Origin of the sequence: Mycetocola tolaasinivorans, assembly GCF_003667565.1 — a bacterium.
GTDB classification, from domain to species: Bacteria; Actinomycetota; Actinomycetes; order Actinomycetales; family Microbacteriaceae; genus Mycetocola; species Mycetocola tolaasinivorans.
Genome location: NZ_RCUX01000001.1, coordinates 177671 through 194124, shown reverse-complemented (window position 1 = coordinate 194124; position 16454 = coordinate 177671). Strand labels below are relative to the sequence as shown.

The window sequence follows — 16454 nt, the reverse complement described above, 5'->3', positions numbered from 1 at the left end:
GGCGGCACCGAAACCCGTCGGCGTACTAGTTCTTCACGATGCTGCGAAACCCGCGCAGGCGCAGGCTGTTACCCACCACGAACACGCTCGAGAGCGCCATCGCGGCACCGGCCAGCATCGGGTTGAGCATGCCGAGCGCGGCCACGGGGATCGCCGCCACGTTGTATGCGAAGGCCCAGAAGAGGTTGGTCTTGATGGTGCCCAGGGTCTTGCGGGAGAGCCGGATGGCGTCCACCACGCCGCGGAGATCCCCGCGCACCAGGGTGATGTCGGAGGCCTCGATGGCCACATCGGTGCCGGTACCCATGGCGAGCCCCAGATCAGCCTGGGCGAGGGCCGGGGCATCGTTTACGCCGTCCCCCACCATGGCGACCACGCGGCCCGCGGCCTGCAGTCGGGTCACCTCGGCCACCTTCTCGGCGGGCAGCACCTCGGCGATAACCTCGTCAATCCCCACCTCGGCGGCGATGCGCCGCGCGACCGCGGTGTTGTCTCCGGTGAGCAGAATGGGCGTCAACCCCAGAGCCTTGAGCGCGGCAATCGCCTCACGGCTGGTGGGCTTCACGGTGTCGGCCACCACGAGGATTCCGCGAGCGGCACCGTCCCAGGCCACCGCGACCACGGTCTTTCCGGTGCCCTCGGCCTCGGCCTTCGCCGCGGCAACCGGGCCACTCAGCGCGATCGACCACTCCGCCAGCAGGGACTCCCGCCCCACCAGCACCGCGTGCCCGTCCACAACGCCCTGCACGCCCTTCCCCTCGATGTTCGCGAAGTCCTCGGGGGTGGCCAGCACCGCTCCGTCAGCGATCGCACCGGCGGCAATGGCCTGCGCAATCGGGTGCTCGGAGGCGTGTTCCAGCGCCCCGGCCAGGCGCAGCAGCTCGGCACGATCGGTACCGGGCTCGGTCACGACATCCACCAGGCTCATCTTGCCGGTGGTCACGGTGCCGGTCTTGTCCAGCAGGACGGTATCCACCCGGCGGGTAGACTCGAGCACCTCGGGGCCCTTGATCAGGATGCCCATCTGGGCGCCGCGGCCGGTCCCGACCAGCAGCGCCGTGGGCGTCGCGAGACCGAGGGCACACGGGCAGGCGATGACCAGCACCGCCACCGCGGCAGTGAAGGCCGCGGCCACAGGGAACCCGGCACCGAGCCACGCACCGAGGGTCGCGACGGCGATCACGATCACGATCGGCACAAACACCCCGGAGATGCGGTCGGCGAGGCGCTGCACCTCGGCCTTACCGGTCTGGGCATCCTCGACCATGCGCGCCATCTGGGCGAGCTGGGTATCGGAACCGATGCGGGTCGCCCGCACCACCAGGCGACCACCGGCGTTGACGGTGGCGCCGGTCACGGCGTCGCCCGCAGCCACCTCCACCGGTACGGACTCCCCGGTGAGCATCGAGGCGTCCACCGCCGAGGTTCCGGAACTCACCACGCCATCGGTGGCGATCTTCTCACCCGGGCGCACAATGAACTCATCGCCCACCCGCAGCTCATCGATCGGAATCCTGGTCTCGAGGCCGCCACGCAGCACCGCGACCTCCTTCGCTCCGAGCTCCATCAGCGCGCGCAGCGCCGCACCCGCCTGACGCTTCGACCGCTTCTCAAAGTAGCGCCCCGCCAGGATGAACATCGTGACCCCGGCACCCACCTCGAGGTAGATATTGGAGGCGCCATCCGAGGGCGCGATGGTGAACTCAAACGGGTGCGTCATTCCCGGCACCCCCGCCGTGCCGAGGAACAGCGCGTACACCGACCACAGCAGGGCCACGCCGGTGCCCATCGAAATCAGGGTGTCCATCGTGGCAGCACCGTGCCGCAGGTTGACCCAGGCGGCACGGTGGAACGGCCAGGCACCCCAGACAATGACCGGGGCGGCAAGCGCCAGCGACGCCCACTGCCAGTAGGTGAACTGCAGCGCCGGGATCATCGCCATCGCGATCACCGGAACGGTGAGGATGATCGAACCGATCAGCCGCTGGCGCAGCGACACGAGCTCGGCATCCGGCGCCTCCGCGTCGCCCTCGGCGGGCACCGGGGTTTTCGGTGCGGGCAGGGCCGCGGTATAGCCAGTCTTCTCGATCTCGGCGATCAGGAGCTCGGCGTCATATCCGGCGGGGACACTGACGCGCGCCTTCTCGGTGGCGTAGTTTACGGTGGCCTCGACGCCGTCGAGTTTGTTGAGCTTTTTCTCAATCCGCATCGCACAGGAGGCGCAGGTCATCCCGCCGATCTCCAGTTCAACGTGGGATCCACCGGTGAGTGGTGCCGAGGTACTCATACTCTTCTTCCGTCAATCGGTGCGCCCGGCGGGGCGCAGCGCGAGATAAAACTAGTGGGAGGGGGCCGCCGGGGCGGAGTGCCCGGGCATTGCGGGATGTTCGGACACCGCGGGACGCTCGGGGACCACGCTGTTTGCGGCGCGATCCGGGGTCACGGCGTAGGCGATCCCGAAGGATGCCCCGAAGGCCGCGACGAGACCGGCCGCAAACAGCGTCAGCTTCAGCCAGACCCTCACGGCCGGACCCCCGCCCGGGAGCCCGCGCCCAGGGCGACCACGTTCAGGGCGTGCACTAGGCGCGGACGGCCGAGTATCCGGCCTCGGTGACGGCGGCGAGCACGACGGCGTCATCGAGCTCGGCGGCGGAGGTGATGACCAGTTCGCCGGTCTGGGCGCTCACGCGAATGTCTTCGACGCCGGCGATCAGCTCGACCTCTTCACGGACGGACATCTCGCAGTGTCCGCAGGTCATTCCGGTGACGCGGTACTCGGTGGTGGCCATGGTGTTCTCCTCATCTGGATACCCCTAGCGGGTATCTCACTCACCACCAACGATATACCCCCTGTGGGTATTCCGAAAATCGGAAAATACCGTGAAAATATCTCAGGATCGATGGGCCAGATATGCCGCCAGGTGGGTGCCGGTCACGCTCTCCGGGTTTTCTGCGACCCGCTCCGGCGTTCCGGTCGCCATGATCCGACCGCCGTCGCTGCCGCCACCCGGCCCCAGATCGATCACAAAGTCGGCGTTGGCGATCATGTCGAGATCGTGCTCGATCACGATGACCGTGGCCCCCCGCGCCAGCAGGCCATCCAGCACCCGCAGCAGCACGCGAATATCGCTCGGGTGCAGGCCCACGCTCGGCTCATCCAGCACAAACACCGCGTCGCGCTGATCGCGACCGAGCTCGGAGGCGAGCTTCAGCCGCTGCGCCTCACCACCCGAGAGCGCCGGGGTATCCTCGCCGAGGGTGAGGTAGCCGAGGCCCAGATCCACCAGGGTGTCGAGCTTCTTGCGCGCCCGCGGCAGGTCAGCGAGGGCATCCACGGCCTGCGCCACGGTGAGCGCAAGGAGCTCGGGAAGGGAAATCGATTCATGCTCGCCGTGCCCGCCGCTGAAACCGGCCGGCAGCGGCCGGCGAATCTCGGCCGCGAGCGGCGCATAGCGGGAGCCACCACAGTCGGGGCAGTCGATGTCGACATCCGGCAGGAACTGGACGTCCAGCACGATCTGGCCGGTACCCTCGCAGCGCGGGCAGCGCAGCGACCCGGTGTTGTATGAGAAGTCCGCGGCCCCGAGGCCGCGCTCCCGGGCGGCGGGCAACCCGCCAAACTCGCGCCGCAGGAGGTCGAGAATTCCACTGTAGGTAGCCACCGTCGAGCGCACGTTGGTGCCGATCGGGGTGGCGTCCACGACGTCGGCCCGGGTGATCCCCTCGGCCTCGATGGAGGCCACGTGCTTCGGCAGCTGCCCCTCGGCACGCAGCGCGGGCACCAGGCTCTCGAGGACGAGGGTCGTTTTACCCGAACCGGACATCCCGGTCACCGCGGTGAGTCGGCCACGCGGGAAGGAGGCGTCCAGGGCGCGCACGGTGTGTAGCGGCGTCGTCACCAGGTGAATGCCACCCGCCGCAAAGACCTCGCCCTCCGGCACGCGCTCGCGCACAATCACGGGTTCGGCACCGGAGATGAAGCTGCCGATGACGGAGTCCGGGTTCGCCACGATCTCGGCCAGGGAGTTGTTTGCCACGACCCGGCCGCCCTCGGCACCGGATCCCGGCCCGATCTCGATGATGCGGTCGGCCGCGCGCAGCACCTGCACGTCGTGATCCACGAGCACCACCGAGTTGCCCTCGGCGAGGAGGTCACGGATCACGCCGATCAGGCCGTCGAGGTTTGCCGGGTGTAGCCCGATCGAGGGCTCATCCAGGACGTAGAGCACGCCCGTGGTCTGGTTGCGCACGGCGCGCGCCAGCTGCACGCGCTGCCGCTCTCCAGTGGAGAGGGTGGCACCCGCGCGATCGAGGGTGAGGTAGCCGAGCCCCAGCTCACGCAGTCGGCGACCCATCTCGAGCAGTTCGGTCGAGAGGAGCAGGGCCATCGCGCGCATCTCCGGCGGCAGCGTCTCCGGGAGCCCCGGGGCCCAGGCGGTGAGCTCGTCGAGGGAGAGCGCGGTGGCCTCGGCCAGGTTGATCTCGCCGATGCGGGGGTCGCGCGCGGCCGGGCTCAGCCGGGTGCCCACGCAGTCCCGGCAGGGGGCTGCGATGATGAAGCGATTGACCCGGGTGAGCCCCTTTTCGCTCGTGGTGTTCTTCAACGCCTCGCGTACCGCCCGGCGAGCACTGCGGAACGTGAAGTCCATCGAGAAGACCTTGCCGTTCTTAGAGGCCACGGTGATGTGCCGCTTCTCCTCGGGGCCATCCAGCACGATCTCGCGCTCGCGTTCGGTGAGTTCGGCATAGGGTACGTCGATGCGCACGCCAAACTCCGCCACGACCTGCGGCATGACCGACAGCCCAACCATGCCCCAGGGGGCGACGGCACCGCCCGCGATGGTTTTGGTCTCATCGGGAATCAGCGCGGCATCGTCCACATCGCGCACAATGCCGGTGCCCGAGCAGGTCGGGCAGGCGCCATCGGAGTTGAAGGCGAGGGATTCCGCGCCGGGTGCCCGAAACACCGCCGAGCACACCGTGCAGGTGAGCGGGAGGTCGGCGGCCACGTCGATGGTGGGCGCGTGGCGGTGTCCATTGGGGCAGCTGTGGCTCGCGAGCCGAGAGAACATCACGCGCAGCACGTTGAGGAGTTCACTGGAGGTCCCGAAGGTCGAGCGCACACCGGGCACACCGGGGCGCTGGCGCAGGGCAAGCGCCGCGGGAATATGCCGCACGGACTCCACCGCCGCGCGCGTGGCGTGCGACATCCGCCGCCGCGTATAGGTGGAGAGCGCCTCGACGTATCGGCGCGAGCCCTCGGCGTAGAGCACCCCCATCGCCAGCGATGACTTCCCCGATCCGGAGACCCCGGCGATCGCGACCATCTCCCCCAGCGGCACGTCAACGTCCACGTTCCTGAGGTTGTGCACGCGGGCCCCGCGCACCTCGATGTGCAGACCCCGAGGGGCGTCCGGGCTCATCGGCCCTCCCCCTCGACAATTCGGGCGTGCGGATAGCGCGAGCGAAGCTCATCAGCCACCCCCGCGGGCACCCCCTCGAGGTTCACCTCGGCGAGTGCGGGCAGGGCGGCCGCCTCAGGGAAGTCCTCCGCCGTGAATCCGTGGAGGTGGCGCAGCGTGAGGCTTTCGAGCGCCGGGAGTTCCGCCAGAGAGTGGGTTTCGATCAACTCACCCGGGGCACTCGATTCCCCGGAGAGTTCCAGCAGGGTGAGGGAGGGAAAGGAGTCCACCACGTCATCGAGGTCGAGCATCGCAATGCCCTCCACGCGCAGTTCGGTCACGTTTTCGAGGCCGTCGAGCGCGGGCATGCCGCCCACCACACGGACCGCGAGATCTCGCCCAGCCTCGCGGGCCTCCACCTCGGTCACCGGAATACCGATGGCACCGAGCCCACTCAGCCCGCCCACCAGGTCGTCAACGGAGACGTAGGCCGAGCCGGATTCGAACCCGCGCAGCGTGAGGTGCGTCAGGTTTGGCGGCAGCAGCAGGCGCTCCACACCGTTCACCGAGGCGTCGAGTGTGAACTCGCTTCGCGCGCTCAGATCGAGCAGCGGCGCTACCTCGTGAGACGCCGCGGATTCCGCTGTTGATTCGGCCATGTTGATCCCCTCACCGAGGCGAGCCGAGGGGCTCGCGCAGAGCTCAAGCCTATCGGCGCTCGGGTTTTCGGGCGAGGCGTAATTCCGCGATCCGCGGCCCGTGCAATCAATTAGTACACTGTGCTGGTACGCTGTACTAACGCGATGCGCATCCGCACGCTCACCACCCCCAAAACCGAAGGATCCCCATGATCGACACCCTGCAAGACTTCGTCAGCGGCCTCCCCGAGTGGCTGCAGGTACTCGGGGTTGTCCTGATCGGCATGATCCCGTTCGTGGAGTCCTATCTGGGCACCGTGATCGGCGTCTTCGCCGGACTCAACCCCATCGTCGCGGCGTCCGCCGCCATCGCCGGTAACCTCATCATTGTTCTGGCCCTGATTTTCGGAGCCGATGCGATCCGCGAACGCGCACGAAAGAACCGGACCTTCACCCCCGACTCCCCGCGCCGCGAAAAGGTCAGGCGCATGCTCGAACGCTTCGGCGTTCCCGGAGTGTCGCTGCTGGTTCACCCAATCCAGATCACCTCGCTGCTACTCATCGGGCTCGGTGCCAAGCGTGCGAAGGTCATTCTCTGGCAGGTCGTCTCGATCGTCGCCTGGGGTGTCGTCACCGGCACCATTGCCAGCTTTGGCCTGGCCCAGCTCCTACACTAGGAGGTACCGACGGGGTGGTGGCGGGGTGCCGCCGCCACCCCGCACCATCCCGGGAGGATTCGCATGACCATCGATCGTCGCGCAGACATCGTCAGCGCAGCGCGCGCACAGCTCGTGGAGCAGGATCCGCACGGGATCAGCGTGCGGGCCGTGGCCGCGCGCGCGGGCGTGGGAGCGAGCACCCTGCGACACTATTTCCCCTCCCAAAAAGACCTGCACCACGCGGTCCTCGCCACGTTTTTTGACGAGACCGTCGCCGATCTTCGCATCGCCGATCCGCTAATCCCCGCCGCCGAACGACTCCGCGAGTGCCTCGAACAGTTTGTTCCCCCGGAGATCACCTCGGATTCCCTGCGTCTGGCCGTCAGCACCTTCCTGGGCCCCGCCGCGGTCCCGGGCGCGGATGAGATCTGGGGCTTCTACGCCGATCACGCGCGCGGCAGAATCCGCGCCTGGCTCACCCTTCTCGCCACCGAGGGCGCACTGAATGAGGCAGACGTTGAGCGCCATGCCCGCCTCCTCATGGCCATCGCCGACGGCCTGGCGATTGGCCGCATGGCGGGGGCCGAGCGCCCGACCCTCGAGCAGGAATACCTCGTGATCGCCGATGCGGTAGCGGCGGTTTTGGGCTAAATCACCACTCTCTAGCAGCACCCCACATTCACGGTACGTATACCACGGAGTGGGGTGTTTTTTCTATAACAAAACGTATTTATATTTCGCGTTTTAAACTACAATTCCTAGCAAACCTCGCGCCGGTGCGGGCACCCAGCCCGGTAATTCCGGGCGGCCCCTGTGATTGGAATTCGTGAAAACCTCAACCCCGCGTACGGGCACCCGAACCCGCCGCATCACCGCCGCAGGCGCAACCCTCGCCCTGCTCGGCGGCTCCCTCCTGGGTGTCGCTTCCCTCCAAACGGCTACGGCAGTTCCCCTCAGCATTGAGGCTGTCCGAACGTCTTCCTTCCTCTGGGGGCCAGTCAGTGCCGTCAGCGGTACAGTAGGTTCCGGCCTCCCCTTCCGAACCGTGCCAAACATCTTCGGATGGCCGGGAAACGCGTTTGGCCAATTCGGTTTTCTCACCCTCAGTACGGGTGACAAAACCTGGCGCTTTGCGGCAGACAGCCGAGAGGTCGAGACCCGCGCCGGCGACAAAACCGAGGTCATTCTCCGAGGTAACTCCGGGGACTCTCTCGACAGCGCCTACGCGGTCACACTCACCCTGACCCTCGAGGGAAACTACGTGCGATGGTCTTACAACATCGACGGCGACAACATCGACGCCCTCACAACAACCTTTAGTGGGTCCCTCAATTCCAACGCGGACACCGTCGTTGAACCCAACGGAAACACCCTGCTGACGTACAGCTCATCCCAGAGTAATCTGGCCTCGATCATTACCGGCGTATCCGTCACATCAAACGGAACGCCCTCCACCATTACCGCGCCGGTCAACCTGATTAGCAACACCCTTGATTTCTCCAGCTCCACAACGGGTGCGCGTCACCTCGCAGTGACGGCACTCGCGGTTGACTTCCCGAACATTTTTCCCAGTTCCCTCGACGCAGCACTGGCCTTTACCCGTCCGCTTCTCGCCTCAGTCGACTCACATTTCGGAGAGAGCCATCGCACGCCCGGAGCTCCGTTTTCCCTCACTGACACCGCCGTCGTTGAGGGTGAGACGGTAGATCAGGAGGTGAAGGTCACGTTCTCTGAGGATGTTGCGTCTTCCCCCTACTTTGGACTGATCGAGCTCCCCACGAAGCTCCACGTGTCCGGGCTCCCCGAGGGGCTCAGCCTCAGTGCAACCTTCGCCGAGCCGAAACCGCTCGAGGAAGAATCCGAGGCAGAGGAACCGGGCGACACGAACTCGGAAACCAGCGAACTGGGCGAAGAGAAACCAGACGAAAACGCGTCCGACCCGGATGCGGCAGACCCGTTTACGCTGCACCTGAGCGGCTCCGCCACGGCACCCGGTGTCTACACCGTACCCGTCACCGTGTACCTCGTCCTCCCGGAGGAGTCGAGCGCCTTCCGCGGCGAGGGGTCCTCTACGGATTCACACATCCCCGACGTTCTCGCCCAGAACCTCGTGGACGCCGCTGAAGAGGCACCGTTTTCGCGCCCCGAGGGCGCACTCCCCCTCGACGCCTCGGTCACCATCACGGTGAGAGCAAAGGAGCGCGCATCAAGCCCCAGCCCCACGGCCACGGAACCCACAACCAGCACTCCGGAACCCAGCAACACCACACCCACCAGCAGCAGCACTCCGGAACCCAGCAACACCACACCCACCAGCAGCAGCACTCCGGAACCCAGCAACACCACACCCACGACCAGCTCACCCGATCCGTCCTCCACACCGGGGAACCCGACTCAGACCGCCTCGGCCACCCCGACGGATGGATCGGTACCCCCGACGGATGGCTCAGCCACCCCGACGGATGGATCAGTCCCTCCGAACACCGCCAGCCCCGGAAACACGGCGGGTAGCGGCGACGGTCAGGGGTCGGACCTGCCGGACACCGGTGCGAACGGTGGCGGGCTCCTCCTGCCGATCAGCGTGCTGGTCGCGCTGGGCGGCATCCTCTATATCGGTGCCCGTCGCCGCCGGGCGGTGAGCTAACCCTCAGCGGTATCGCACGCCGAGGCCGGCCGGATTCTCCCCAGAGGATCCGGCCGGTTCCGTTCACCGGGCCCCGAAACGCATCCGCCACCGCATCCGTCCCGACACGGAAACACGCGTCCGGTTGCCGGTTCCAACGCCCGATAAGCCGTAAGCTAGTGCCTCATGGACACCCCGGAAAAACCCGACACTGGCGCGACGTCGGCGGTCCTGACGATGGCTCAGTCACGGGCTCGCATTCCCAAAAAGGGCTCCAAGGGTGAGCGCACCCAGCAGCGCATTTTGGACGCGGCCCTGGAGCTCTTTGCCGAGTCCGGCTTCAACGCCGTCTCGCTGCGCGAAATTGCCGCGCGGGCCGAAATCACCCACGTTGGTCTCCTGCACCACTTCGCCAATAAGGACGAGATCCTGATGCGCCTCATGGTGGGCCGTGACCGCGTGGCCGCCGCCGCGCTGCGCGAGCAGCTGGAAGAACTCCACGCGGGCGACAGCCACTCCGCCGATCCCCTGATCGAACTGCGCTGGTACCTCGATGGTCTGCACCGCATCACCGATCAGCTCTATATGATTCCGCTGTACGTGAAGATTTCGAGCGAGGCCACCGATCCCGGCCACCCGGCACACGAGCACTTTGTCCGCCGCTATGAGGGTGTGATCGACCTGCTGCGGGATTCGATCGAGCGCACCTACGCGCGGCTGGGCATGGGCTCCCCCGCCGTCTCGGCCTACGATGCCGCCCAGCACATCGTGGCCCTTACCGACGGCCTGCAGATCCAGTGGGAGTACGCCCCACACACCGTCAATCTCGAGCGCTCGATCCTGGGCTATCTGCACGCGATCGGCATTCCCGGAAGCGCTACGGCGCCCGACGACCCAGCAGAAAACGGTTCTGACTAGCTCGCTAGCTCGCCTGGCGACCGCGCGCGGCGGCGGAGCGGGCAAGGTTCGTTACCGCGGTGCGTACGAACGTCGCGTCGGGGGCATCGTCTCGCCAGGCGGCGACGCCCGCACCGACGAGGCCGGCTCGCGCCCCGGTGACCGAAGCTCGGAGCGGCGGGAATGGCTTCCAGGGGAGGAGTGTGCGGGCACGAGCGCGCAGGGGATCCAGCAGGGCGTCGCCCGCCTGGCCGAGCCCACCGCCGATGACGATCATGGCGGGATCAAGCAGCGCAGAAACCGCCGCCAGTCCGCGGGCGAGCGCGTCGATCGCATCGGTCCAGACCTCGGCCGCGCGCGTGTCGGTCGCGAGGCGCGCCACGATCTGTTCGGTGCCCTCGGCGTTCCCGCCGCGCTCGCGGTAGCGGCGCAGAATGCTGGCGGCGGACGCATAGATTTCCACGCATCCGGCAAGACCGCACGGGCAGGGCTCTCCGCCTGGCACCACCACGATGTGCCCAAACTCCCCCGCGCCGCCGGAACCGCCGGCCACGAAGCGACCGCCGTCGAGGATCGCGGCCGACACCCCCGTGCCAATGGGCACAAAGACCAGCGAGTCGGCGGTCTCGCCCGCACCCAGAAGGACCGCGCGCTCGGCAACCGCACCGGCGCGCGCATCGTGCAGCAGGGTGGCCGGGAGGTCAAACTCGGCGGCGATCACGTCGGTCAGGGCGAGATCGCGCCACCCCAGGTTGGCGGCGTACGCCACCGTCCCCGCGGGGGTGTCCACGAGCCCGGGTGAGGCGATCCCCACCCGGTGTGCATCGCGCCCGGCCTCCGCGAGCTGACGCTGCAGCTCGCGGAGGACCAGGCGGACGCCGTCCAGCGGGCCGCGCAGACGGTCATGTGTGGGAACCGTCACCTCGCCGTACACCCCGCCGGAACGATCAAGCGCGGCGGCTTTGATGGTGGTCCCACCGATGTCGATCGCCAGCGCGATCTCTTCGGCTTTGGCCACCCTCGATGCCGATCCGCGAGTCATTCGGAGGCCGCGGCGAGCTCCGGCTCGCCAAACACGTCGACCGACCGATAGTGGTTCGCGAACCCCAGGTTGTTCCAGGCCGCGGTCTGCGCACGCAGCCGGATCGCGGTTTCCGTCCAGTCGTACGCGGCCGGCTGCCACATGCGCTCCGCTACCAGGGGCAGGCGCGGCAGCAGCAGGAACGCGAGGTCGTCGATCCCCTCGATGGTCTCGGCCCAGATCGCGGCCTCGACCCCCACCACCCGGGCGTTCTGCAGGGCGGTCCGGGCGTGCTCGGCCGGATTCCAGGAGCCCAGGTCCGCGGTGCGCTCGGGCTCATAGTGCGGGAACCCGGGCTCGGTTGAGCCATCGGCGTCCAGCCGCCCCTCGGCGTGCCGACGGTCCAGGTACAGCGGCGAAGAAGAAGACACCAGGATCGGAGTATCGCGTGCATTGGCAAGACCGATGTCTCCGGGCGCGTGTGCGAAGGTCTTCGCGGCCATTTCCACCAGGGGGTGGTACTCCTCGGGCACGGCCGCGCGCATGGCCTCGGCGTCGAACGCGTCCTTCTCGGCGATCCAGAACTGCAGCACGTCGGTGGGCTCGAACACCTCGGCGCGGGCGGCCTCCTGCCAGCCCACCACGCGCTTCCCCAGCGAGCGTACGTGCGTGTGCAGGATGCGCACGAACTCGGCGTACTCGTCATCGGGCATTCCAAACGCCTCGTCGCCACCGATGTGCAGGTAGGGGCTCGGGCTGATCTCGGCCAGCTCGGTGAGCACGGTCTGCGCAAACGTGACGGCGGCCGCGTTGTGCGGGGCCAGATACTTCACCTGCGGGTGGTCAAACCCGCCCACGATGTCCAGCTCCGGATACGCGGCAATTGCCGCGGCGGTGTGCCCCGGCAGGTCCAGCTCGGGGATCACGGTGATGAAACGTGCCGCCGCATAGGCCACCAGGTCCGAGAACTCGGCGCGGGTGAGGTGCTCCCGAGCCCCGTCGGTGCCGCGGGAGCCCACCAGCGGATAGGCCGGGGACTCCAGACGCCAGCCCTGGGTGTCGCTCAGGTGCAGGTGCAGCACGCTGAAGCGGTGGTAGGCGAGCAGGTCAATCACCGCGTGCAGTTCCTCCCGGGGATAGAGGTGACGCACGGTGTCAAACGAGAGGCCGCGCCAGGCATAGGCGGGGCCATCGACCACGGTGAGGGCGGGCAGGGTGATGCCCTCCTCGGCGAGCTCAAGCGCCTGAAGAATCGTGATCAGGCCGCGGAACGCACCCTCGGTGCTCACCGCGCGCACGACGCTCACGCCGTCTTCGGAGACGATCACAAAGCGCTCATCGGCGCCCTGCGGCCGCGGATCAAAGCCCGCGGCCGGCGCGATCCCGGCGGCATCGGCGTCGAGCCCCAGCTCCACGCGCACGTGAGCGTCCGTGGTGACGTGAACAACCGGCACGCGCCGGGTACGCGCCGCGAGCGCGGTCACCGTCTCGAGTATCGGGCCGAGCGAGGCATCGGCCAGGGCCACCCGCAGCTCGGCACCGGTCGGGGTGGACCCCGCGGTGCTCGCGCGCAGCGGGTGCGGAATCAGGGTGGGAATAGTGGAGTGGGACATCAGGGGATACGTCTCCTCGGTTGGTTACTTCGCAGCGGACGCAAACTCACGCTCGTACGCGGCCCGGCGCAGCGCCTGTTCGGCGGGCTGGGCAATCGGCGCGGAGAGCAGGAGCTTGCGGGTGTACGGGTTCTGCGGGTTGTCGGTGACCTCGCGGGCGGTGCCGGTCTCCACAATGTCTCCGCGGTAGATCACCGAGATCCGGTGGCTCATGTAGCGCACCACCGCGAGGTCGTGGGAGATAAAGAGGTACGACACCCCGGTCTGCTCCTGGATCTCCAGCAGCAGTTCCAGCACGGTGCGCTGGGTGGTGAGGTCGAGGGCAGAAACGGCCTCGTCACACACGATGAGCCTGGGGCTGATCGCGAGCGCCCGCGCGATGGCCACGCGCTGACGCTGACCGCCGGAGAACTCTCGCGGCAGACGCTCGAGCGAATCGGCGGGCAGCGAGACGCGGTCCAGTAGCTCGCCCACCCGGCGCCTGGCGTCCCGCGAGGTGTACCCCTGCGCGAGCAGCGGTTCGGAGAGGGTGTCGCCGATCGAGATCGCCGGGTTGAGCGAGGTGTAGGGGTCCTGGAAGACGACCTGGATGTCGCGGCTCAGCGAGCGCCGCCGCCGCGCGGACAGGTTGTCGATCCGCCTGCCCTGGAACGTGATCTCGCCGCCGGACACGGGGGCGAGGCCCAGGATCGCGCGCCCGATGGTGGTCTTACCGGAGCCCGACTCCCCCACCAGGCCCATCGTTTCGCCCTCGCGAACGTCGAGCGAGACACCGTGCAGCACCTCGTTCGGGGCCTTTCGGAAGCCCTTACTGCCGAACGCGACGCGCACGTCCGTTACCTCAAGGAGTGAGTGTTCCCGGGTCATGCGGAGACCTCCGTGGTTCGGGGCTGCCATTCCGGGCGCGCGTCGACTCCGTCGAGCGCGGCCCCCAGCAGCTGGCGGGTGTAGGGGTGTTCGGGGGCAACCAGGATCTGTTCGGTCGAACCCTGCTCGACGATGCGACCCTGCTGCATGACCGCCACGCGGTCACAGAGGTCGGCCACGACGCCGAGGTTGTGGGTCACGATCAGCACGCCGATCCCGCGATCGCTGCGCAGGCGGCGCAGCAGGCTCAGCACCTCGGCCTGCACGGTTACGTCGAGGGCGGTGGTGGGCTCATCGGCCACCAGGAGGTCCGGATCGCAGGACATCGCGCCGGCGATCAGCACGCGCTGGGCCATACCACCGGAAATCTCATGCGGATAGGCGGCACAGGTGCGGGCCGGATCGGCGATCTCCACCATCTGCAGCAGTTCCAGCACGCGGGCCTTGGCGGCCTGCTTCGAGAGACCGAGGCGCACGCGCAGCGGTTCGGCCAGCTGATCACCGATGGTGAAGGAGGGGTCGAGATTACTCATCGGCTCCTGCGGCACATACGCCACCACGGTGCCTCGCAGCTCGCGGTGCTTCTTCTCGGCGAGGCCGATTACCTCGGTGCCCTGAATCGTTACGCTGCCGCGGGAAACCGACCCGCCCTCGGGCAGGATGCCCAGGATGGAGAAGGCCGTTTGGCTCTTACCCGAGCCGGACTCCCCCACCAGGCCGAGGATCTCACCGGGGGCGATGTCGAGGTTGATGCCGTGCACCACCTCGCGGACACCACCATCGGCGAGCTCATAGCTCACCGCGAGGTCGCGGATCGAGAGCAGCGCACCGCGCTCGGCCGGGGCCGGCACCGAGGTGCTCGGAACCACGATCGCGGGGGCGGCGTTCCTCCGCGTGCGTCGGCGCGCGGCGGGGGCACCGCGCTCACCCAGTACGTCAGAGAGACCGCTCGCAAGCAGCACGAGCGAGGCGCTGGTGAGGCCGAGCGCGAGGCCCGGCCAGAGCAGCAGCATCGGGGCGCGCTGAATGTTCTGGAAGGCCTCGTTCAGCATCGCACCCCAGGTGGGGGTGTCGCCGCTGGTGATGCCCAGGAACTCGAGGCCCGCCTGCAGGCCGATGGCCACACCGGCAACCAGCGCCACCTGAATAATGATGGGCGCGCGCACCACGATGAAAACGTGGCGGCCGATGATGCGCCAGTCGCGCAGACCAGAAACCCGGGCGGCGTCCACGTACAGCTCATTGCGAACGTTACCCACGATCCCGCGCACCAGGCGGAAGAAGCTCGGCGCCACCAGGACACCCATCACGATCATCAGCACCCAGATGGTCGGGCCGAGGATCGCTCGCGAGGCCAGCAGCACCACCATCGCGGGCAGCGACATCACGAGGTTGACGATCCAGCTGGAGATCGAGTCGAACCAGCGGCCGTAGTATCCGGCGATAAGGCCCGTGGGGATTCCGAGGACGAGGGCCACGATCAGTGCGATGCCCGCTCCGGTCATGGTGTTCTGGGCACCCCAGATGAGGCGGCTCAGGACGTCGCGGCCGGCCGAGTCGAATCCCAGCGGGTTCGCGGCCGAGGCCGGGCCAAAGGCGTCCTTGAGCGAGGAGGCCCCGGGATCAAACGGGGCAATGATCGGGGCAAACACGGCAACCAGCACCACGATGGCGAGGATCACCGCCGCACCCACCGCGAGGGGCTTGCTCAGGAATCGGCGGAAAGCGGTTACCTGGCGGGTCTTGGGGGCCAGGGCAATCGCCGCGGTCGAGTCCGGAATGGGGTCACTCATGCAAGTCTCGCTTTCGGGTTGAGCCAGCTCACGACGATGTCCACGAGGAGGTTGATAACCACCACGCCGATCACCGTGAACATCACCAGGCCCATGATGATGGGGATATCACCCCGGGTTGTGTAGGAGACGGTCATGCTGCCGATACCCGGCAGGCCGAAGATCTGCTCCACGATGACCGCGCCGCCGAGCATGCCCACAAACTGCATGCCGAGCACGGTGAGCGCGGGGGCCGAGGCGTTGCGCAGCACGTGCCGGAAGATGATCCGTCGCGGGCTGAGGCCCCGCGAGCGCAGGGTGCGCACGTAGTCCTTGCGCATCACCTCGATCACCGAGCCGCGCACCTGCTGGGAGACGCCGGCGATGGATCCGACCGACAGCGCGAGGATCGGCAGCGTGATGGTCGAGAGCCAGCCGGCCGGGGAGGTAAAGAAGTCCACGTACCCGATCGCGGGGAACCAGCGCAGCTGAACCGCAAACACCAGCACCACGATGAGGGTAACGAGGAACCCGGGGAGGGCGTACCCCACGACCCCGATGACCTGTACAAAACGGTCGGCCGCGCCGCGACGGACACCGGCCCAGATGCCGAGGGCAAACGAGACGATGGCCGTGATCACGGTCACCCCCACCATGAGGCTGAGGGTGACCGGGATCCGGTTGCCGATGGCGCTGAGCACATTCTCGCTGGTGAACCACGAGGTTCCGAGGTCACCGCGCAGCGCGTTCCCGAGCCAGTTCAGGTACTGAATCAGTACCGGCTGGTCGAGCCCAAGCTCCGCGTTTTTTGCGTCAACAAGGCTCTGCTCTGCGGCCTGACCGAGCAGGGTGCGCCCCACGTCGGTGTGCGGGGCCGAGAGCAGGAAGAAGGCTATTGCCGAGATGACAAACAGCAGGACGATGCTCGCGAGGAGCCGCCGAATGAGAAAGGAAATCATGGT

The 16454-nt window shown here is 67.6% G+C and carries 14 protein-coding genes; 4 read left to right on the top strand and 10 right to left on the bottom strand.

Annotated elements, in window-relative coordinates; all coding sequences use genetic code 11:
• Positions 1-25: 25 nt before the first annotated feature.
• The 5 genes from D9V32_RS00895 to D9V32_RS00875 all read right to left on the bottom strand — a co-directional run bounded on the left by D9V32_RS00895 (position 26) and on the right by D9V32_RS00875 (position 6061).
• A complete protein-coding gene (locus D9V32_RS00895; protein WP_121647015.1) occupies positions 26-2287 on the bottom strand; it encodes a heavy metal translocating P-type ATPase in 2262 nt (753 codons plus the stop codon).
• A gap of 51 nt (positions 2288-2338) precedes the next feature.
• Positions 2339-2524, bottom strand: a complete 186-nt coding sequence (locus D9V32_RS00890) for a hypothetical protein (RefSeq protein WP_121647014.1) — start codon at positions 2522-2524, stop codon at positions 2339-2341.
• Between the two features lie 55 nt (positions 2525-2579).
• On the bottom strand, positions 2580-2789 hold the full coding sequence (locus tag D9V32_RS00885) for a heavy-metal-associated domain-containing protein (RefSeq protein WP_121647013.1): 210 nt from the start codon (positions 2787-2789) through the stop codon (positions 2580-2582).
• Between the two features lie 102 nt (positions 2790-2891).
• Complete coding sequence (locus tag D9V32_RS00880; RefSeq protein WP_121647012.1) at positions 2892-5423, bottom strand: excinuclease ABC subunit UvrA; 2532 nt, start codon at positions 5421-5423, stop codon at positions 2892-2894.
• Positions 5420-6061 (bottom strand): hypothetical protein, encoded by a 642-nt coding sequence (locus D9V32_RS00875; protein WP_121647011.1) that lies wholly within the window; start codon positions 6059-6061, stop codon positions 5420-5422. Before D9V32_RS00875 ends, D9V32_RS00880 begins: the two co-directional genes overlap by 4 nt.
• Before the next feature lie 188 nt (positions 6062-6249).
• Between D9V32_RS00875 and D9V32_RS00870 the strand changes: the two genes are divergently transcribed.
• The 4 genes from D9V32_RS00870 (at position 6250) to D9V32_RS00855 (ending at position 10240) form a co-directional block, all read left to right on the top strand.
• Positions 6250-6717, top strand: coding sequence for a small multi-drug export protein (locus D9V32_RS00870; protein ID WP_121647010.1), 468 nt, complete (start codon positions 6250-6252; stop codon positions 6715-6717).
• Positions 6718-6780: 63 nt separating this feature from the next.
• Positions 6781-7350 (top strand): TetR/AcrR family transcriptional regulator, encoded by a 570-nt coding sequence (locus tag D9V32_RS00865; RefSeq protein ID WP_121647009.1) that lies wholly within the window; start codon positions 6781-6783, stop codon positions 7348-7350.
• 175 nt (positions 7351-7525) lie between these two features.
• Entirely contained in the window at positions 7526-9343 is a 1818-nt protein-coding gene (locus tag D9V32_RS00860) for a hypothetical protein (protein WP_147440361.1), read from the top strand.
• Positions 9344-9508: 165 nt separating this feature from the next.
• Complete coding sequence (locus D9V32_RS00855; RefSeq protein WP_121647007.1) at positions 9509-10240, top strand: TetR/AcrR family transcriptional regulator; 732 nt, start codon at positions 9509-9511, stop codon at positions 10238-10240.
• 4 nt (positions 10241-10244) lie between these two features.
• On the opposite strand, the gene D9V32_RS00850 is transcribed toward D9V32_RS00855, so the two are convergent.
• Genes D9V32_RS00850 through D9V32_RS00830 form a run of 5 tightly spaced genes read right to left on the bottom strand, consistent with a single transcriptional unit; the run spans position 10245 to position 16451 of the window.
• Positions 10245-11237, bottom strand: a complete 993-nt coding sequence (locus tag D9V32_RS00850) for an ROK family protein (RefSeq protein WP_183086109.1) — start codon at positions 11235-11237, stop codon at positions 10245-10247.
• Positions 11238-11257: 20 nt separating this feature from the next.
• The gene (locus D9V32_RS00845) at positions 11258-12853 is read right to left on the bottom strand and encodes a family 20 glycosylhydrolase (protein ID WP_121647005.1); all 1596 of its coding nucleotides are present in this window, start codon (positions 12851-12853) and stop codon (positions 11258-11260) included.
• Between the two features lie 24 nt (positions 12854-12877).
• Positions 12878-13720 carry an ABC transporter ATP-binding protein gene (locus tag D9V32_RS00840; RefSeq protein ID WP_121647004.1) on the bottom strand — a complete coding sequence of 281 codons (843 nt, stop codon included), beginning with the start codon at positions 13718-13720 and terminating at the stop codon, positions 12878-12880.
• A complete protein-coding gene (locus tag D9V32_RS00835) occupies positions 13717-15513 on the bottom strand; it encodes a dipeptide/oligopeptide/nickel ABC transporter permease/ATP-binding protein (RefSeq protein ID WP_121647003.1) in 1797 nt (598 codons plus the stop codon). Before D9V32_RS00835 ends, D9V32_RS00840 begins: the two co-directional genes overlap by 4 nt.
• Positions 15510-16451: an ABC transporter permease gene (locus tag D9V32_RS00830; RefSeq protein WP_121647002.1), complete on the bottom strand. Its 942-nt coding sequence runs from the start codon at positions 16449-16451 to the stop codon at positions 15510-15512. Before D9V32_RS00830 ends, D9V32_RS00835 begins: the two co-directional genes overlap by 4 nt.
• Between the last annotated feature and the right edge of the window lie 3 nt (positions 16452-16454).